Below are 19,233 nucleotides of genomic sequence, written 5' to 3' on the forward strand. Positions count from 1 at the left end.
CGCCGCGAAGCGGATCGGGGAAGCCGCGGCGGGAGAGGCCCGGTGCGGGCGGGTTCGCCGAATCGACCCGGCCGCGACATCGGCCGTTCAAGATGGGGTCATGGGATGACACCCGCCGGAAGATGAAATCCGGAAGTGCAATACTCCAGGCATCCCTCGCATATCCACGGTGCTGAGTTAGGAGCAACCCCGAATGCCCGTCAACCGCAGAACCCTCCTCGGCGCCTCGGCCGCCGGGGCCGCGGCGGCCGTCGCCGCCGCCTCCCCCGCCGAGGCGAAGCAGTCCGCGAAGCGCTACTCGTTCACCGTCATGGGGACCACCGACCTCCACGGGAACGTCTTCAACTGGGACTACTTCAAGGATGCCGCCTACAGCGACGCCGCCGGCAACACCCGCGGCCTCGCCCGCGTCGCCACCCTCGTCGAGGAGGTCCGCGAGGAGGTCGGCAAGAAGAACGCCCTGCTCATCGACGCCGGCGACACCATCCAGGGCACGCCCCTGGCCTACTACTACGCGCGCGTCGACCCCATCGCCGCCGACGGCGGCCCCGTCCACCCCATGGCCCAGGCCATGAACGCCATCGACTACGACGCCGCGGCGCTCGGCAACCACGAGTTCAACTACGGCCTCGACACCCTCCGCAAGTTCGAGTCCCAGCTCGACTTCCCCCTCCTGGGCGCCAACGTCATCGACACCGAGACCGGCCGCCCCGCCTTCCCGCCGTACCACATCGCGCGCATGCGCACCCCCCGCGGCCGCGACGTCAAGGTCGCGATCCTCGGCCTGTGCACGCCCGGCGTCACCATCTGGGACAAGGCGATCGTCGACGGCGTCCTGGAGTTCCCCAGCCTCGAGACCGAGGCCGCGCACTGGGTCAAGCACCTGCGCGAGGAGGAGTGCGTCGACGTCGTCATCGTCTCCGCCCACTCCGGCACCTCCGGGACCTCCGCCTACGACACCTCCACCGGCCTGGGCATCGAGAACGCCTCCAAGATCGTCGCCGAGACCGTCCCCGGCATCGACGCGATCCTCGTCGGCCACGCCCACGTCGAGATCCCCGAGACCCGCGTGACCGGCCCCGACGGCGGCGAGGTCGTCCTCTCCGAACCGCTCTGCTACGGCCAGCGCCTCACCCGCTTCGACTTCGACCTCGTCTGGGAGCGCGGGCGGTGGCAGGTCGAGTCCGTCGCGGCCTCGGTCCTCAACTCCAACACCGCCGCCGAGCACGAGCGGATCACCGAGATCCTCACGGCCGAGCACGACGAGGTCGTCGCCTACGTCAACCAGGTCGTCGGCCAGGCGACCATCGACCTCGACACCGCCGAGGCCCGCCTCAAGGACGAGCCGATCATCGACCTCATCACCAAGGTCCAGGAGGACACGGTCAAGGCCGCGCTCGCCGGGACCGAGCACGCCGACCTGCCCGTGGTCTCGCAGGCGTCGCCGTTCTCGCGCACCTCGCTCATCCCCTCCGGCGACGTCAGGATCAAGGACCTCTCCAGCCTGTACATCTACGACAACACGCTGGTCGCCAAGATCCTCACCGGCGCGCAGGTCCGCGACTACCTCGAGTACTCCGCGACCTACTACGTGCAGACCCCCGCGGGCGGGGCCGTCGACCCCGAGGCGATCACCAACGCGGGCGGGCAGCCGGACTACAACTACGACTACGTCTCCGGGTTCACGTACGAGATCGACATCGCCAAGGCCGCCGGGTCGCGCATCGCGAACCTCGAGTACGCGGGCGCCGACGTCGACGACGCGCAGCGGTTCGTGCTCGCCGTCAACAACTACCGGGCCAACGGCGGCGGGAACTACCCGCACGTGGCCGCCGCCGAGGAGGTGTGGAGCGAGTCCATCGAGATCCGCACCCGCATCATCGAGTGGGTCACCGCCAAGGGCGCCCTCGACCCGGCCGAGTTCGCCTCCGTCGACTGGGTCCTCACCCGCGACGGGGAACCGGTGTTCTAGCAGGCAGTACAGGGCGCCGCGGCCGGTGGCCGCGGCGCCCTTCACGTTCCCGCCGACACGTGGCATCATTGCTCCCACCAGGCGAACTGACCGCCCGGCTAGTGAAGAGGACCCAATATGCCAGGAGCGCACATGGACTTCCGGGAAGCGGCCGCCGCCATCGAAGGCGACCTCATCGCGCTGCGCCGCGAACTCCACCAGATCCCCGAGATCGGCCTCGACCTGCCCAAGACGCAGGCGGCCGTCCTCGCGGCGCTCGAAGGACTGCCGCTCGAGATCACCCTCGGCCGGACCTCGACCGCCGTCACCGCTGTCCTCCGCGGCGCCAAGCCCGGCCCGGCCGTGCTGCTGCGCGGCGACATGGACGCCCTCCCCGTCACCGAGGAGAACGACGCCGACTGGGTCTCCAAGCACGTCGGCACCATGCACGCCTGCGGCCACGACCTCCACACCGCGGGGCTCGTCGGCGCCGCCAAGCTGCTCTCGGCCCGCCAGGCCGACCTCGCCGGCGACGTCGTGTTCATGTTCCAGCCCGGCGAGGAGGGCTGGGACGGCGCCGGCCACATGATCGCCGAAGGCGTCCTCGAAGCCGCCGGACGCAAGGTCGACGCCGCCTACGGCCTCCACGTCATCTCCGACATGGTGCCGCGCGGCGTGTTCACCACCCGCGGCGGACCGATGATGGCCGCGTCCTCGGGCCTGTTCGTGAACGTCGTCGGCAAGGGCGGGCACGGCTCGCGCCCCCACACCACCCTCGACCCGATCCCGGTCGCCGCCGAGATCGTCACCGCGCTCCAGAACCTCATCACGCGCCGCTTCAGCGTGTTCGAGCCGATCGTCATCACCGTCGGCACGTTCCACGCCGGGACCAGGCACAACATCATCCCCGACAACGCGAAGTTCGAGGCCACGGTGCGCACGTTCTCGGAGGAGGCGCTGGCGCAGGTCGAGAAGGAGTCGGTCAAGCTCGCCGAGGACATCGCGACCGCGCACGGCCTGACCGCCGAGGTCCGGTTCGAGCGCGAGTACCCGGCGACGGTCAACCACGACGCCGAGGCCGCGTTCGTGGCCGAGACGGTGAAGGACCTGTTCGGCGATGACCGCTACACCGAGATGCCCGAGCCGGTCATGGGCTCGGAGGACTTCTCGCGGGTCCTGGAGGCCGTGCCGGGCAGCTACATGTTCTACGGCGCCACGGTGAAGGAGGACCCGGCGGAAGGGGCCTCGAACCACTCCCCGCGCGCGGCGTTCGACGACTCGGTGCTCGCCGACGGCGCGGTGCTCCTCGCGGAGCTGGCCGTCCGCCGCATGGCGCGCGGCTGACGAGGAAGTACGTGAGGGGCGGGCCCGCGGGCCCGCCCCTTCGCGCTGCCGCGGGTCGCCGTTCCGGGCCGCGGCTCGACGGCGCTAGTCCAGGAAGGCGACGATCCGCGAGACGATCTCGTCGGGGGTCGCGGCGATGTCGACGGTGAGGCCGTCCTCGCCCGCGACCAGCGGCTCCAGGGCCGCGAGCTGGGAGTCGAGCAGGGCCGGCGGCATGAAGTGGCCCTTGCGGTGACCCAGGCGCTCGGCGATGAGGTCGCGGTCCCCGTCGAGGTGCACGAAGCGCACGCGGGCGCGCGAGCCGCGCAGGACGTCGCGGTAGTGGTGGCGCAGGGCCGAGCAGGTGACCACGGTCGAGCGGCCCGCGTCGGACTCGGCGCTCATCCAGTCCCGCAGGGTCCGCAGCCAGGGCTCGCGGTCGGCGTCGGTGAGCGGGATCCCTGAGCGCATCTTCGCGACGTTCGCCTCGGAGTGGAATTCGTCGCCCTCGGCGAACGTCCAACCGAGCCTCGCGGTGAGCCGCTCCGCGATCGTGCTCTTCCCGGAGCCCGAGACCCCCATGACCACCACGCAGGTCCCCGCCATGTCACTCCTCGTCGCAGGGCGCCGACGTTCGGCGCCGCTCCGCAGCAACCTAACACCCGTTCACATGTTTGGCGAATGGAAGCCGGAGGCAACTGTTAGGAGCCCTGACAGCGCCTTCCATCCGGAAGGGGCGCAACCTGTTCGCTCTCCGAACACCTGCGGTCACTCGCACGGCCAGCAACCCCGGGCCGTGCGCGGGGCCACACCAATGCGGGCCGCGGCGTGTTTGGGCGGCGACACGGCGTTTCGCCTGGTCTGAACAGAGAAGTACACGCAGTAACCGATTAGCATGAGCCCCAACACCACCACGGCTCACAAGGCCGCGACTCCACCGCAGATCGGACTAGCCATGCCCGAGTTCGCACCCGTGCGATTGCCGCACTACGACTGGGACTCCGGTCCCCGCTCGCTCCTCGACGACGTCGCCGCCTGGGTCGAATCCGAACCCATGGCCGCACTGCTGCGGCGCTACGGCGGCTCCCTCCCCAGGACCGGCACCGCCACCGACCTCGCCTACCTCGAGGCGTTCTCCGCGGTCCACTGGGACTTCCGGGCCGGGCGCGAGCGCCACGAGACCGCGCCGCAGCCGCTCGACCCCGAGCAGGAGGCCGCCGTGACGGAGGCGGCCCTCGCACTCGGCCTCGGCGCCGAACTCAAGCCGCGGCTGGAGCAGTACACGCACGTCCTGGTCCTCGGCGGACTCGTCGCCTCCTGCCTGTTCCGCACCCGCTTCGCCGCCGAGCTCATCGCCGCCGGCACGGGCGTCGAGCACGTCACCGGCGTCGGCGGCTTCCGCCCCCTCGGCGCGGCCGACCTCGAGTCGGCGTCCCTGAGCGGCCTCCAGTGCGGCGCCTTCGAGATCGACGCCATCGAGGCGAGTCTGAAGCGCGCCTTCGCCATCGAGGGCGAACCCCGCGTCGACGCGGGCGGCGACCCCCACCGCGAACCGGGCCGCTCGTGGAAGATCGCGACCTACGAGGCCGGACCGCTGACGGTGCGCGCCGTCGCCGCGCCGTCCTCGGTCCCCGACCGGCGCCGGGCCGACACCGTCGACACCTGCCGGTTCTGGGCCGACGAGGTGGCCGACCTCGTGCCCGGCGACAGCGTCCTGGTGGTGACCTCCGCGCCCTACACCGCGTTCCAGCACTGCGACGCCATCGCGCACATGGGGCTGCCGTACGGGTGCACGATCGACACCGTCGGCGTCGACCCCGCCGCGCTCCCCGAGCCGCACTTCCGCAAGGCGCACAGCGCGAGCGGCTACCTCCAGGAGATCCGCTCGGCGATCCGCTCGATGCGGCGCCTGCACTACGCCGCGGCCACGGTCGAGGCGGAGCGCGCGGTCGAGGCCGCGCGGGCATTACGGCGCAGAGACCGGTGATTTCACCGATGCGCGGCGGTTCAGAGCAGGAGATATTTACGTCCATCACTTGATGCGCACCATCCGGTGCGCATCGCCTGACGTGCATCGTCTGATGTGCATCGTCGAGGAGGACGTTTCATGCAGTCGACCAGGAAGCGGGGGCCGCTGGCCGCCGCAATGACCGCGGTGCTGTCGGCGGCCGTGGGCATCGCCGTCGCCGTCGCCCCCAGTGCGGCCGTGGCGCAGGACAACCCGTACGAGCGCGGCCCCGATCCCACCAATTCGAGCATCGAGGCGTCGCGCGGCTCGTACTCGACGTCGAGCACGAGCGTGTCGTCGCTCGTCTCCGGCTTCGGCGGCGGCACGATCTACTACCCGACCACCACCGGCGACGGCACGTTCGGCGCCGTCGTCATCGTGCCGGGCTTCACCGGCACCCAGTCCACGATCTCGTGGCTCGGGCCGCGACTCGCCTCGCAGGGCTTCGTGGTCTTCACCATCGACACGAACTCGATCTACGACCAGCCCGGCAGCCGCGCCGACCAGCTCCAGGCCGCCCTCGACTACCTGGTCGAGGACAGCTCGGTGCGCACCCGGATCGACGAGGACCGCCTCGCCGTGATGGGCCACTCGATGGGCGGCGGCGGCTCGCTGGAGGCGGTGCGCGAGAACCCGGACATCAAGGCGAGCATCCCGATGACCCCGTGGCACACCACCAAGACCTGGTCCACGGTCCGCACCCCGACCCTGATCTTCGGCGCCGAGGCCGACACGGTCGCACCGGTCGGCTCGCACAGCGAGCCGTTCTACAACACGATCCCCAGCTCGGCCGAGAAGATGTACATCGAACTGAACGGCGCCAGCCACTTCGCGCCCAACAGCTCGAACACCACCATCGCCAAGTACTCGATCTCCTGGCTCAAGCGCTGGGTCGACGAGGACACGAGGTTCACCCAGTTCCTCTGCCCGGTCCCCACGGGCCTGGCGATCGAGGAGTCGCGGGGCACCTGCCCCCTCGGCTAGCGAGACCGACCGAGTTCGCCGGAAGCCTCCCGGGCGCCGTCACCCGGGGGGCTTCCGCGTGCGCGCCCGGACCCCTGACTCCGCCTGTCGAATCATCGCCCGATCCGATGGCGTTCACCCCTTCCAAACCGACTGGTCGGTTTTGTACGATGGACGGATGGGACGGCGCGCACCGGAGCACCCCGCCCGGGCGGCCCCGCCCGCGCGGCGCACCGGCCCGCCGCAGGCCGGCCCCGAACCCCATGCCCCGCCGAGTGATCGCGCCGCACGGCCCGGCGTGCACACCCCCGCGGTCGGTGCACCCCTCGCCGACCGCCGCCCGCTCGCCGCGACGCTCCGCCGCCTCGACGACGGCAGCCTCGCCCTCGTGGTCACCGCCGCCGACGCCCACCTCCTCCACGAGGCCACGCGCGCCGACACCACCGTCACCCTCCGCGTCGCCAACGGCGGCACCGAACACGCCGCGCGGGCCGCCCTCGCCCGGGGCCGCCGCACCCTCGCCGACGGACCACTCGGCGACGCCTACGCCTCCTTCACCCTCGCCGGAGTGCTCGCCGCAGGAGCGGTCCCCGCACTCGCCCTCGCCGCCTACACCGCGGCCGCCGACACCGCCTGGGCCGCAGGCGATCGAGCCGCCTGCACCGCCGCTCTCGAAAGCGCCCTCGCCGCCATGTCCGCCCCTACTCGCCCGCTCGCCGCCCCCTCGAACACCGCCCCGTCGGACCCCCCTGGCACCATCAAAGCGGGGGCGACACCGAAGCCGAGCAACGGTCACCTTCACCTGCGGCCCAACCTGTCAGACCCCTCGGGCACGATTGAAATGGGGGGTCCCCCGGGCGCCCGATTTGAAGGCAATCGCCCGGACACTCCCGATACCCAGCTCGCCGACTATCTCTGGGGCCTCGCGGCCCTCCTCCGCGAGTCGCCCGCCGAGGCGATCGCCTCGCTCCGGCGCGTCGCCGCCTTCGCGGGAGACAGCCCCGACGCCCTGCACCGCGCGTCGGCCGCCGCCCTCATCCTCGGCGACACCGACGACGCCTGCCGGATCGGGCTGCGCGCCTTGGCCATCGCGCGCGACCGCGACCGGCCCGACCTCACCGCCCGCGCCCTCGAATACCTCGCGTACGCCGAGATGCGCGCCGGCCGCCACGCCCGCGCCCGCACCCACGCGCGCGAAGGGCTCGACGAGGCCCTGCGCACCGGCCGCGCCAACACCGCCGCGCACCACCGCGCGGTCCTCGCCCTCTCGGCCTCGGTCGCGGGCGACACCGCCGAGGTCGAGGCCCACGCCAACGCCGCACTCGACACCGCCAGGCACTGCGGCCTCGGCCAGACCGGCGCGCTCGCCGAATGGGCCCTCGCCAGGTCCGACCTCGCGCGCGGCGCCCCCGACGCCGCCGCCGCGCGGCTCGCGGGCCTCGTCAGCCAAGGCCACTTCGGGGTCCGGCACCTGCTGCTCCCCTGCTTCGCCGAGGCCGCCGCACTCGCGGGGCGCGAGCAGGAGGCCCAGGCGGCGGCCCGCGAGCTGAAGCTCTGGGCCGCTTCGGGTCTCGACCGGGCCGCGCAGGCCCAGCTCGCCCGCGTCGAAGCGCTCACCGCCGCCCCCGGCACCCCGCCCGAGGCGATCGACGCCCTCTATCTCCGGGCGATCCGCCTGCACCCCAACGGCTCCGGGGACTTCGAGCGCGCCCGCACCCAACTCCACCACGGCAAGTGGCTCCGCCGCCGGCGCCGCCCGCTCCTCGCCCGCGCGGTCCTGCGCGAAGCCCTCCACGGCTTCGAACGCTGCGGCGCGGCGCTCTGGGCCGAGCAGGCCCGCCAGGAGCTCCGGGCCACCGGTGAGCAGCGCGCCGCCGGCGAGCGGCGCGGCCCCGCCACCGGCGCCCTCGCCGCCCTCACCCCGCACCAGCTCCGCATCGCGCGCCTGGTCGCGACCGGCGCCACCAACCGCGAGGTGGCCCGCTCGCTCTCGCTCAGCGTCCGCACCGTCGACCACCACCTGCGCAACATCTTCGCGTCCCTGGGCGTCCGCTCCCGCGTCGAACTCGCCCGCCTCGTCGCCGACACCGCGTGAGGGACGCCGGCCCCGAGCGACCGCCCGCAGTCGTCACTCGCCGTGTCCGCGGCGACCCGCCACGGACCTCGTCGAAGCCGCGTCGCCGCGGACACGCCTTGGGCCCCTGGAGAACCAGAGGCCATTACATCGACACCGATATATCTCTTTATGTACTGAGTGCGGCCGACCCCGCGCGCCAGCAGGCGGGGTCGGCCGCGGGGCCGGTCCTCAGATGAGGAACCGGGTGTACGCGGGCAGCGTGAGGAACGTCGGGTAGTCCTCGCCCAGCGCGCACTCGGTGAAGACCGACAGGGCGTCGTCGAACCGGTCGCCCTCGAAGCGCTGGAGCGACGCGAACTCGTCCTTGAGCAGCTGCCCGACCCAGTCGCGGGTCACGGTGCGCCCGTCGTCCGTCGTGGACCCGGCGTTGATCCACTGCCAGATCTGCGAGCGTGAGATCTCGGCGGTGGCGGCGTCCTCCATGAGGTTGTTGATCGCCGCGGCGCCGACGCCGCGCAGCCACGACTCGATGTACCGCACGCCCACTTCGAGGTTCTTGCGGATGCCGGCCTCGGTGATCTCCCCGGGGGTGGCGGCGACGTCGAGGAGTGCGGCGGCGTTGGGCACCACGTCCTCGCGCTGCCGGTCGATCTGGTTCGGCAGGCCCCCGAGGGCCTCGTCGAACACGGCCATGGCGACCGGCACGAGGTCGGGGTGGGCCACCCACGAGCCGTCGAAGCCGTCGTCGGCCTCGCGGGTCTTGTCGGCCCGGACCTTCTCCAGCGCAACGGCATTGGCCTCGGGGTCGCGGCGGCTGGGGATGAACGCGGCCATCCCGCCGATCGCGGAGGCGCTGCGCCGGTGGCAGGTCCGCACCAGCAGCTCGGTGTAGGCGCGCATGAACGGCGCGGTCATCGTCACCTGGTCCCGGTCGGGCAGCACGAAGCGGGGTCCCCGCTCGCGGAAGTTCTTGATGACCGAGAAGATGTAGTCCCAGCGCCCGGCGTTGAGGCCGGACGAGTGGCGGCGCAGCTCGTAGAGGATCTCCTCCATCTCGAACGCGGCGGTGATCGTCTCGATGAGGACGGTGGCCCTGATCGTGCCGCGCGGGACGCCGAGGAGGTCCTGGGCGGTGTCGAACACGTCGTTCCACAGGCGCGCTTCGAGATGCGATTCGAGCTTCGGCAGGTAGAAGTACGGGCCGCGGCCGAGTTCCAGGAGCCGCTTGGCGTTGTGGAAGAAGTACAGGCCGAAGTCCACCAGGGACCCGGCGACGGGCAGGCCGTCGACGCGCAGGTGCAGCTCGGCGAGGTGCCAGCCGCGCGGGCGCACGATGATGGTCGGCAGGTCGGTCAGGCTCTCGCCGCCGAGCTTGTACTCCTTGCCCTGCTCGCTGGTGAAGTCGATGCGCCGCTCGATGGCGTCCCGGAGGTTGAGCTGGGAGTCGATGACGTTGTGCCAGTTCGGGGTGGAGGAGTCCTCCAGGTCCGCCATCCAGCACTTCGCGCCAGAGTTGAGCGCGTTGATGGTCATCTTCCGGTCGCACGGGCCGGTGATCTCGACGCGGCGGTCCTCCAGGCCGGGGGCGAGTGTGGCGACGCTCCAGGAGAAGTCGTCGCGCACGTCGGCGGTCTCGGGGAGGAAGCCGGGGTCGACCCCGTTGGCGATGCGGGTGCGGCGCTGCTGCCGGGCCTGGAGTATCTCCTGGCGCCGCGGCGCGAACTTGCGGTGCAGGGCGGCGACGAACGACAGCGCCTCGGGCGTGAGGACCTCGTCCTCGCGATCGACGCGGGGCCCGTTGACCGTTATCCCCGCGTCGGTGCGGGTCTGTGATGCGATGACCACTGAATACTCCTCGTATGGCTGGGCGGGGCCGCGGCCCCGCCCGGTGGACTGGTCGCTGCCGGCTAGTGGAATTGTCCCGCCTCGGTGGACCCGGCGAGCGCGAGCGTCGCGGCGTTCGGGTTCAGCGCGGAGGTGACGAGGTCGAAGTAGCCGGTGCCGACCTCCCTCTGGTGCTTGGTGGCGGTGTACCCGCGTTCCTCCGAGGCGAACTCGCGCTCCTGGAGGTCCACGTAGGCGGTCATGCCGTCGCGGGCGTACCCGTGGGCGAGGTCGAACATCGAGTGGTTGAGCGCGTGGAACCCGGCGAGGGTGATGAACTGGAACGTGAAGCCCATGGACCCGAGTTCGCGCTGGAACTTGGCGATGGTGTCGTCGTCGAGGTGGCGCTTCCAGTTGAACGACGGCGAGCAGTTGTAGGCGAGCATCTGGTCGGGGTGCTCGGCCTTGATCGCCTCGGCGAAGGTGCGGGCGGCGTCGAGGTCGGGCGTGCCGGTCTCCATCCACAGCAGGTCGGCGTACGGCGCGTAGGCGCGGCCGCGGGCGATGCACGCGTCGATGCCGTTGCGCACGCGGTAGTAGCCCTCGGCGGTGCGCTCCCCGGTGATGAACGCGTGGTCGCGTTCGTCCACATCGGAGGTCAGCAGGGTCGCGGCCTCGGCGTCGGTGCGGGCGACGATCACGCTGGGGACGCCCTCGACGTCGGCGGCGAGCCGCGCGGCGTTCAGGGTCCGGATGTGCTGGCCGGTGGGGATGAGGACCTTGCCGCCGAGGTGGCCGCACTTCTTCTCGGAGGCGAGCTGGTCCTCCCAGTGGACGCCCGCGGCGCCGGCGGCGATCATGCCCTTCATGAGCTCGAAGGCGTTCAGGGGCCCGCCGAAGCCGGCCTCGGCGTCGGCGACGATCGGCACGAGCCAGTCCTCGACGGACTGGACGCCCTCGGCGGCCTCGATCTGGTCGGCGCGCATGAGCGCGTTGTTGATGCGGCGCACCACCTGCGGGACCGAGTTCGCGGGGTACAGCGACTGGTCGGGGTAGGTCTGGCCGGCGAGGTTCGCGTCGGCGGCGACCTGCCAGCCGGACAGGTAGATCGCGTGGAGCCCGGCCTTGACCTGCTCGACGGCCTGGCCGCCGGTCATGGCGCCGAGCGCGTGCGTGTACCCGCCGGTGGCGGCGTCCTCGGTGAGCCGGGACCAGAGGCGCTCGGCGCCGCGGCGGGCGAGGGTGTGCTCCTCGGTGACGCGGCCGCGCAGCCGCACGACGTCGGCGGCGGTGTAGTCGCGGACGGTGGCCGCCCACCGCGGGTCGGCGGCCCACTCGATCGCGAGGCGCTCGGCGGCGAGGTGCGTGTCGGTCGCTTGAGGGTCGCGCTGGATGTCGGACATCGTCGGCTCCGAGAAGTCGGGACCGCCCCGAAGGCGGTCATTACTTGCAGGTAACTGGAATCTTTCACGTTCATTCACGCCTACGGGCGAGTATCGAGTGGAAAGAATCGCGTTTCTTCGCGATACTGGGAAAATGACGAACCTGCCGCAGCGCCCCTCCGACGCCCCGCACCGCCCGTGGGGCGCGGCCGAGGCCGCCGAGCTGTCCGCCGACGACGTCTCGGTGGACCTCATCAGCCTCGGCAAGCAGATCCGGCACCTGCGCAAACAGCGCGAGATGAGCCTGGAGGACCTGGGCGCGGCGGTCGGCTCGGCGCCCTCGCAACTCTCGCTCATCGAGAACGGCAAGAAGGAGCCGAAGCTGTCGATGCTGCGGGCGCTCGCGAAGGCGTTCGGCGTTTCTTCCGACGAGCTGCTGGGCGCCGAGCCCCCGAACCGGCGCGTCGCCCTGGAGATCGAGCTGGAGCGGGCGCAGCGCAGCGGCCAGTACCGGTCGCTGGGCCTGCCGTCCGTCAAGCCCTCGACCCGCCTCCCCACCGAAGCGCTCGAAGCCCTCGTCGGCCTCCACCGGGAAGTGGACCGCCAGGTCAACCTGCACACCGCGACGCCCGAGGAGGCCAGGCGGGCCAACACGGAGCTGCGGCGCCGGATGCGCGACAAGGACAACTACTTCGCCGACATCGAGGCGGAGGCGCGCACGCTGCTGGGGAAGGTCGACTACGCGGGCGGGCCGCTCTCGCAGCACCAGATCGCCGACCTCGCCGCGCACCTGCGGTTCACGCTGCACCACGTCGACGACCTGCCGCACTCGACCCGCTCGGTGACCGACCTCAAGCACCGCCGGATCTACCTGACGCAGGTCGGCACGGGCTCGCACGACCCGCGCACGGTGCTGCTCCAGGCCCTGGCGTCCTATGTGCTCGAACACGAGGTGCCCCGGACGTACCTGGAGTTCCTGGGCCAGCGCGTGTCCACGAACTACCTCGCGGCGGCGCTGCTCATCCCCGAGTCGAGCGCCGTGGCGTTCCTGCGCAGCGCCATGTCGGACAAGGAGGTGGCGGTCGAGGACCTGCGGGACAACTTCGCGGTCTCCTATGAGGCCGCGGCGCACCGGTTCACGAACCTGGCGACGCACCACCTGGGGATCCGGACGCACTTCCAGAAGGTGCACAAGTCCGGGATCATCTTCAAGGCGTACGAGAACGACGACGTGGCGTTCCCCGCGGACCCGACCGGCGCGATCGAGGGGCAGCCGATCTGCCGGTACTGGACGAGCCGGCAGGTGTTCGACGTGCCCGACAAGTTCAACGCGTTCAACCAGTACACGGACACCGCGACCGGCACGTACTGGTGCACCGCGCGCACCGAGCGAAGCGCGGACGGGGTGTTCTCGCTGTCGATCGGCGTGCCGTACGAGTCGGCGAAGTGGTTCCGCGGCAAGGAGACCAAGGCCCGCTCGGTCTCGCGCTGCCCCGACCCCGACTGCTGCCGCAACCCCCCGCGCCAGCTCTCCAAGACCTGGGCCGGCCAAGTCTGGCCCACCGCCCGCGCCGCCAGCTCCCAACTCGCCGCGATGCCCCTGGGCTCCTTCCCGGGCGTGGACGAGACCGAGGTCTACCAGTTCCTGGAGCGGCACTCCAAGGGCTGAGGCTCCGGCCGGGCGGACGCGGCCGCGTCGACTCGCGTGTCCCGTGGGGACGGTGCTTCACCGGTACGGTGACCTTGACCCCCAAGAGATCAGGATGCCGCCATGTACGACCCCTTCACCGACTCGACCCGCCCGGACCAGGGCGACCTCCCGCCCATGAACGGCATGGGCACGGCCTCGCTCGTGGTGGCGCTCGCCGCGTTCGCGTTCCTGTGGGTGCCGATGCTCTACCTGATCACCTGGCCGATCCCCGTCATCGCGATGGTCCTCGGCGCGGTCGGCCTCAACCGCGCCCGCACCGGCCTCGCCACCAACCGCAGCACCGCCGCGGGCGGCTTCTTCGGCGGGCTCGGCGCGCTGATCGTGATGGTCCTGGCGGTGATGATCAGCCTGTCGCGGGGCCCGCTCGAGATCTTCTGAGCGGGCACTCGTGCTCGGCGGGTCCGATCCGCTGACCGTGGCCGCGTTCTTGTGCGTGTTCGACGTCGATTTCGAGCGCCTCGACGCGGGCCCGGTGCTCGACGCGCTGCACACCGTGGCGAACCGGGTCCGCAAAGCATCGAAGTCTTTGCAATCATGAGCGCCATGACACCGACGTTCGTCCTCATCCACGGTTCCAACGCCAACTCGTTCTCCTGGGCGCCGCTCCAGCGGGAGCTGGCCCTCCTCGGGCACCGCTCCCTCGCGGTCGACCTGCCGGGGCACGGCTTCGGGGCGGGCGTCCCGTCGGCCTACCAGGTGCAGGACGCGGCGGAGCTGGCCGTGGCGCCGTCGAACCTCGACGGCGTCGGGCTCCAGGAGAACGTCGACCACCTGGTCGCGATCCTGGAGCGCGCGAGGGTGAACGGGCCGGTCATCGCCGTGGCGCACAGCCGCGGCGGCGTCACGCTCACAGCGGTGGCGAACCGCCGCCCCGAGCTGTTCGACCGGATCGTCTACGCCTCCGCGTGGTGCTGCGTCGAGCACACGCCGGGCGAGTACGTGGCCCGGCCGGAGAACGCCGGCAGCGTCCTCGACCAGGTCTTCGCGGTGGCCGCGGCGAACCCGGCCCGCCTCGGCGCGGTCCGCATGAACTGGCGCACCGCCGACCCGGCCCTGCTCAGGGCGTTGAAGGCGTCGATGCTCGCGGACTGCACCGACGACGAGTTCCGGGTCTTCCTCAGCACCCTCACCCCCGACGAGAGCCGCGACGCCGGCGGCCCCGAGGACCGCGCCGACGCCGCGACCTGGGGCCGGATCCCGCGCAGCTATGTGCGCCTGACACAGGACACGTCGATCCCGATCGAGCTCCAGGACCTCTTCATCAAGGAGGCCGACGCGCTGACCCCGGGCAACCCGTTCGACGTGCACACCATCGAGTCGAGCCACGCGGGCGTCCTCGTCCGCCCCGAGCGCTTCGCGGCGGTCCTGGCGGGACTCGCCTAGGACATGACCGGGGCCCGTCCGGATCGGACGGGCCCCGGGTCGCATTCCACGTCAGACCTTGCGGTACTTGGTCTGGAAGAAGCAGTAGACGCCGAAGCATGCGATGCCGAGGGCGATCAGGCCGAGGAGCCAAGGGCCCCAGTCGGTCCCGGCGAGGGTCTTGAGGGCGGCGTCGAGGCCGCCGGCCTTCTCGGGGTCGTAGGTGACCGCCGCGGCGACGATCAGCGCGCCGGCGAGGGCGTACGCGACGCCCTTGCTGGTGTACCCGGCCGTGCCGAGGCGCTGCACCGTGCGGCGCACCTTCGGACGCATCCGGCCGGTGTTCAGGTGCTTCTCGAACTTCTTCTTCAGCCCGTAGACCGCCAGACCCACACCGACGCCGAGCACGACCGCACCGGCCAGGCCGACCAGGAAGCGCCCACCCCCGGAGTCCATCATGGACGACGCGGTGGACTGCTGGCTCTGCGACTGGGAGGCGTTCGCGCCGCTGACCACCTTGTATCCGAGGTACGCGAAGTAGAGGTACAGGACCGTGCGGCAGCCGGAGATGACGCGCTCGGCCATCGCGGCGCGGTCCTGGGGCCCGCTCTCCCCGATCGCCGCCTCGAACGCCTGCCAGACCGCCATGGCGACCATGCCGACGATGATGCAGATGACCAGGAACTCGCCCGCGGGCTGCTGGGCGAGGGTGTTCAGGGCGCCGGACTGGTCGGTCTCGCCCGACGACTCGCCGAACGCGACCTGCAACGCCAGCCATGCGAACAGCAGGTGGATGACGCCGTAGGCGATGAAGCCGCCGCGCGCGAGGAGCTCCAGCGGCTTGCTGTTCGCCGCGCGGGAGGCGATGACTTGAGCGTTATTGGTGGAGGACATGCCGCCAAAGTTTCCGATGTCGACACGTCTCAAACGCGAGGAGGCATCGTGGAGGGTGAACAGGAAGGGGCGCAACGCGTCCCCCGGCGGGTCCGCGGGCGCTGGCACACCGCGTGCCATCTTTCCGACCCGCGCGGCATCGCAAACGCGGCCGAACCGGACGTTAGTCCTCATCGGACCCCGGACGTGCGGGCCGGTGCCCGGCCGTGTACCCGCGGTGACCACTCGGCGACTCCATACTGAGGCGGCAATCCTCCCTTCCCCCAAGGAGTGCCGATGCGCCTCATCCTCCGAAGACTCCTCACCGCGGCGGCGGTGCTCACCGCCGCCGCCGGGCTCATGCTCGTCCCCGCGGCACCGGCCCAGGCCGGTTTCAGCCGCATCGTCGAATGCACCGACCACGTCAACCCCGTCACCGGCACGATCGTCCTCGACTGCAACTGGTACGAGATCGAGGCCATCGGACCGCACTGGCCGCCCGGCGGCTGCCCCGAGTGCGCGGTCTACTTCGACTTCTGGAAGTTCGACATCGACCCGGTCCCCCACGAGGACTTCAACGAACTCCTCGGCAAGGGCCTCCAGACGCTCGCCAAGGCGCACCTCACCAAGGACGAGAAGCTCGCCGACCAGCTCCGCGAGCAGGCCGCGGGCCTGTTCCTGGAGGCCGCGAAGGCGGTCGAGAAGTACCCCATCGAGCTGTACCGGACCGGCCTGTGGGACCGGAAGGGCGGCAAGTACCTCCAGGACCCGACCCCGCTGCCCTGGGTCCAGACCGCGGGCGAGGAGCTCGCGGCCGGGATCGCCCTGCTCCAGGCGGACCTCTGGGACCCCCAGCCCGACCCGCCCAACGACGCCGCCATGCAGCACTTCGACAAGGCGTACGAGCACCTGGCCGCCCGGGCGGCGTACTGATGGAGCCCGCGACCGGGTCGGGGCCCGGGTACATGCGGTCGGCCGTCCACGACCCCGAACCGCAGCCGGACCCCGAAACGGCGATACAGGTGTTCGCGGCCGCGAACGCCGCGCCCGCCGCCCCGGCGGCGGGCTGACCGACCCGCTGCGGGCGGGGGCTCCTACGGGTCCGCCCGCGGCACCGCGGTCCCAAGCGCCTCAACCGGGACCGCGCCGGGCCGGGGGAATCGCCACCCCCGGCCCGGTCGGGCGCCGAAGGTCCACGCGAGGCCGAATCGGGCCCGGACCGGCCCAGTGTCGAGCGCACCTCGCTCTCGCCTCGCTCCGCTCCAGCCCGCCCCGCCGGTAGACGATCGCACATCGGACGTGGCTTGATAACCATTCATCCGCTACGGCATTCGCGGTTGACTTGCCTCATGAGCGAAACCAATGCCACCGAAACCATCCTCGTCACCGGCGCCACCGGCAAGATCGGCCGCCGCCTCGCCGAGGTCCTGCGCGCGGGCGGGCACCACGTCCGCGCCGTCTCCCGCAGCACCGACATCCCCTTCGACTGGGCGGACTCCTCCACCTGGGCCGCCGCCCTCGACGGCGTCACCGCCGTCTACGTGATCCCGCCGGACCACCCGTTCCCCGCCGACGCGTTCGCCGCCGCCGCGGTCGAGGCCGGCGTCCGCCGCCTCGTCTCCCAGTCGGGACGCCGCATCCAGGACCTCTCCGCGCTCGCCGGGGTCGGCCCCGACGTGATCGGCATGCACGCGGCCCAGCACGCCGTCCAGGCGTCGGGCATCGACTGGACCGTCCTGCAGGCCAACAACTTCAACGAGAACTTCAGCGAGGGCGACTACCTCCCGGCGGTCCTCTCCGGCGACGTCGCGCTGCCGCTCGCCGGCACCACCGAGCCGCTGATCGCCGCCGACGACATCGCGGCCGTCGCCGCCGCAGTCCTCACCGAGGACGGCCACGCCGGGAAGGTCTACGAGATCACCGGCCCCGAGTCCCTGACCATGGACGAGGCCATCGCGGCCATCGCCGGTGCCTCCGGCAAGGCCGTGCGCTTCCGCGCCGAGAGCCCGGAGGAGCACGACGAGGCCATGCGCGCCGCGGGCCTGCCCGATGAGCTGATCGCGTTCCTCAACGTCATGTACCGGTTCATGCGCGACGGGTCCATGAGCGAGACCACCGACGACGTGAAGCGCGTCCTCGGCCGCGACCCGATCCGCTTCGCCGACTGGGCCGCGAGCACCGCGAAGACCGGAGTCTGGGCGGCCGCGCCCGACGCGTAGGCGCCGGGCCCGGTGCGAGAGCACCGGCGGGAGCGACGGCGCCGGACCGGAGACCCGAACTCCGACCTCGGGCTCGGCGCCTCGGGCTCCGCACGCACCACCACTGGAAACCGAACGCCCCTGGGGCCGGACCCGAAGGTCCCGCGCCAGGGGCGTTCGCGCTCGCCCGCCTCGCGGCGGCCTAAGCGTTGTCGCTGCTGCAATAGGCCAGGTAGACCTGCGGGAGCAGGTCCTCCCCGCCGGTGACCGGCGTGGCGTAGTAGTCCGATTCGGGGCAGCCGCCCAGAGCGGTCGTGTAGTCGAAGGTCAGCTCGTCGACCGGCGGGTCGTAGGTCTCGATGTCGTCCACGACGTACAGCGCCGCCGCGTTCGCGCAGTCGAAGGTCCGCAGCGTGCCGTCGGTGCAGTCGCCGACGTCGGGCACGATCGGGCGGCCGCCGTCGGCGTCCTCCTTGTCGATCGCCTCGATGCAGTACAGGAAGTCGACCGGGCCGCCGGCGCCTTCGATCGTCTCGGTGTAGACGACCTGGTAGGACTGCCAGACCACGCCCGGGGTCCAGCCCAGGTACTCCTGGCCGCAGACCTCCACGACGGGGGCGGTGTCGTCGAGGTCGCCGAGGATGCTCACGGCGGCGCCCGAGTCGTCGGAGACCTCGGTGATGGTCCAGAACGCGGCCGGGTCGTCGCACGGGACGACCAGGTCCGCGGTGGCGTCGACCTCGGCGTCGGACATGCAGTCGCCGACCTCGGCCGCCTCGGCGGCCTCCATCTCCTCGTCGGAGAGGGTGGTGTCGGTGGTGGACTCGGCCGCGAGGTCGTCGGCGGCGTCGGTGGCGCTGTTGTTCGAGTCGCTGCCGGAGTCGTTGCCCAGCGCCCTGATGCCGATGACGATCAGGGCGATCACCACGGCGCCGACACCGCTGAGGATCTTGACGAGCACGCCGCGGCCCGCGCCGCCGGTGGGCGGCGGGATCGGCGGGGCGCCGTAGGGGCCGCCGGGAGGCGGCGGGAAGCCGGGCGGCGGCTGCGGGGCGCCGTACGGGGCGGGCGGCAGCGTCTGGCCGTCGTTCGGGCCGGGTTGGGCGGGGGCGCCGTAGCCGGGCTGCTGCGGCTGGCCGAATCCGCCGCCGGGCTGGGACGGGGCGCCGTAACCGGGCTGCTGCTGCGGTGCCCCGTAGCCGCCGGCCCCGGGCTGGGACGGCTGGCCGTAGGGCTGCTGGGGCTGGCCTTGACCGGGCGTGAGGTTCGGGTCGTAGGGATTCGGCGGGGGATAGGTCATCGGGTACTCCAACGATGGGCGGGGCACGTGGGGCGTGGGCGTGGTGCCGGCGTGGTCAGTGCGATTGGCATCCTAATGCGCCGCCGCAATGGGGGGTCGATCGCTTCCGTCCCGGACAGCCTCGGTCATTCCCGACCGCGACCTGGGCCTCACGACCTGGGCCTCGACCCAGACCTCGCGACCTGGACCTCGGTTCCGGTCCGGTCCGGTCCACTTCTAGTCCGCTCCGGCTCCGGCTCCGGCTCCGGCTCCGGCTCCGGC

Annotated in this window: 17 protein-coding genes; 12 read left to right on the top strand and 5 right to left on the bottom strand. The window is 71.8% G+C overall.

Going from position 1 to position 19,233, the window contains the following annotated elements:
* Positions 1-193 precede the first annotated feature (193 nt).
* Both BLS99_RS02415 and BLS99_RS02420 read left to right on the top strand, forming a co-directional pair.
* Entirely contained in the window at positions 194-1,972 is a 1,779-nt protein-coding gene (locus BLS99_RS02415) for a bifunctional metallophosphatase/5'-nucleotidase (protein ID WP_091042911.1), read from the top strand.
* A gap of 132 nt (positions 1,973-2,104) precedes the next feature.
* Positions 2,105-3,295 (top strand): M20 metallopeptidase family protein, encoded by a 1,191-nt coding sequence (locus BLS99_RS02420; RefSeq protein WP_091042914.1) that lies wholly within the window; start codon positions 2,105-2,107, stop codon positions 3,293-3,295.
* Between the two features lie 84 nt (positions 3,296-3,379).
* On the opposite strand, the gene BLS99_RS02425 is transcribed toward BLS99_RS02420, so the two are convergent.
* Positions 3,380-3,880: a gluconokinase gene (locus tag BLS99_RS02425; protein ID WP_091042918.1), complete on the bottom strand. Its 501-nt coding sequence runs from the start codon at positions 3,878-3,880 to the stop codon at positions 3,380-3,382.
* A gap of 349 nt (positions 3,881-4,229) precedes the next feature.
* Here BLS99_RS02425 and BLS99_RS02430 point away from each other — a divergent pair, with 349 nt between their 5' ends.
* From BLS99_RS02430 to BLS99_RS02440, 3 genes are all read left to right on the top strand, one after another.
* Positions 4,230-5,261: a hypothetical protein gene (locus tag BLS99_RS02430; protein WP_091042922.1), complete on the top strand. Its 1,032-nt coding sequence runs from the start codon at positions 4,230-4,232 to the stop codon at positions 5,259-5,261.
* A gap of 120 nt (positions 5,262-5,381) precedes the next feature.
* Positions 5,382-6,266, top strand: a complete 885-nt coding sequence (locus BLS99_RS02435) for a poly(ethylene terephthalate) hydrolase family protein (protein WP_091042926.1) — start codon at positions 5,382-5,384, stop codon at positions 6,264-6,266.
* A 157-nt stretch (positions 6,267-6,423) separates the two neighbouring features.
* Entirely contained in the window at positions 6,424-8,340 is a 1,917-nt protein-coding gene (locus tag BLS99_RS02440; RefSeq protein WP_218126172.1) for a helix-turn-helix transcriptional regulator, read from the top strand.
* Positions 8,341-8,550: 210 nt separating this feature from the next.
* Here the strand turns inward: BLS99_RS02440 and aceB are convergent, their stop codons facing one another.
* Positions 8,551-10,167, bottom strand: a complete 1,617-nt coding sequence (gene aceB / locus BLS99_RS02445; RefSeq protein WP_091042929.1) for a malate synthase A — start codon at positions 10,165-10,167, stop codon at positions 8,551-8,553.
* A gap of 62 nt (positions 10,168-10,229) precedes the next feature.
* Entirely contained in the window at positions 10,230-11,549 is a 1,320-nt protein-coding gene (gene aceA / locus BLS99_RS02450) for an isocitrate lyase (protein WP_091042932.1), read from the bottom strand.
* Between the two features lie 133 nt (positions 11,550-11,682).
* Between aceA and BLS99_RS02455 the strand changes: the two genes are divergently transcribed.
* The 4 genes from BLS99_RS02455 (at position 11,683) to BLS99_RS02465 (ending at position 14,622) form a co-directional block, all read left to right on the top strand.
* On the top strand, positions 11,683-13,197 hold the full coding sequence (locus BLS99_RS02455) for a helix-turn-helix transcriptional regulator (protein WP_091042936.1): 1,515 nt from the start codon (positions 11,683-11,685) through the stop codon (positions 13,195-13,197).
* Positions 13,198-13,299: 102 nt separating this feature from the next.
* Positions 13,300-13,617 (top strand): hypothetical protein, encoded by a 318-nt coding sequence (locus tag BLS99_RS02460; protein WP_091042940.1) that lies wholly within the window; start codon positions 13,300-13,302, stop codon positions 13,615-13,617.
* Between the two features lie 10 nt (positions 13,618-13,627).
* Positions 13,628-13,777, top strand: coding sequence for a hypothetical protein (locus BLS99_RS25980; protein WP_176953172.1), 150 nt, complete (start codon positions 13,628-13,630; stop codon positions 13,775-13,777).
* A 5-nt stretch (positions 13,778-13,782) separates the two neighbouring features.
* On the top strand, positions 13,783-14,622 hold the full coding sequence (locus tag BLS99_RS02465; protein ID WP_091044760.1) for an alpha/beta hydrolase: 840 nt from the start codon (positions 13,783-13,785) through the stop codon (positions 14,620-14,622).
* A 51-nt stretch (positions 14,623-14,673) separates the two neighbouring features.
* Here BLS99_RS02465 and BLS99_RS02470 read toward each other — a convergent pair whose 3' ends face one another.
* Positions 14,674-15,495: a DUF1206 domain-containing protein gene (locus BLS99_RS02470; protein WP_091042943.1), complete on the bottom strand. Its 822-nt coding sequence runs from the start codon at positions 15,493-15,495 to the stop codon at positions 14,674-14,676.
* A gap of 276 nt (positions 15,496-15,771) precedes the next feature.
* On the opposite strand from BLS99_RS02470, the gene BLS99_RS02475 reads away from it, so the two are divergent.
* From BLS99_RS02475 to BLS99_RS02480, 3 genes are all read left to right on the top strand, one after another.
* On the top strand, positions 15,772-16,407 hold the full coding sequence (locus BLS99_RS02475; protein ID WP_091042947.1) for a hypothetical protein: 636 nt from the start codon (positions 15,772-15,774) through the stop codon (positions 16,405-16,407).
* A complete protein-coding gene (locus tag BLS99_RS25985; RefSeq protein ID WP_176953173.1) occupies positions 16,407-16,544 on the top strand; it encodes a hypothetical protein in 138 nt (45 codons plus the stop codon). The genes BLS99_RS02475 and BLS99_RS25985 overlap by 1 nt, the downstream gene beginning before the upstream one ends.
* A gap of 279 nt (positions 16,545-16,823) precedes the next feature.
* Positions 16,824-17,693 carry an NmrA family NAD(P)-binding protein gene (locus BLS99_RS02480; protein ID WP_091042950.1) on the top strand — a complete coding sequence of 290 codons (870 nt, stop codon included), beginning with the start codon at positions 16,824-16,826 and terminating at the stop codon, positions 17,691-17,693.
* Between the two features lie 181 nt (positions 17,694-17,874).
* On the opposite strand, the gene BLS99_RS02485 is transcribed toward BLS99_RS02480, so the two are convergent.
* Positions 17,875-18,972, bottom strand: coding sequence for a single stranded DNA-binding domain-containing protein (locus tag BLS99_RS02485; RefSeq protein ID WP_091042954.1), 1,098 nt, complete (start codon positions 18,970-18,972; stop codon positions 17,875-17,877).
* Positions 18,973-19,233: the final 261 nt, after the last annotated feature.

Source organism: Glycomyces sambucus (assembly GCF_900102815.1).
Lineage (GTDB): Bacteria > Actinomycetota > Actinomycetes > Mycobacteriales > Micromonosporaceae > Glycomyces > Glycomyces sambucus.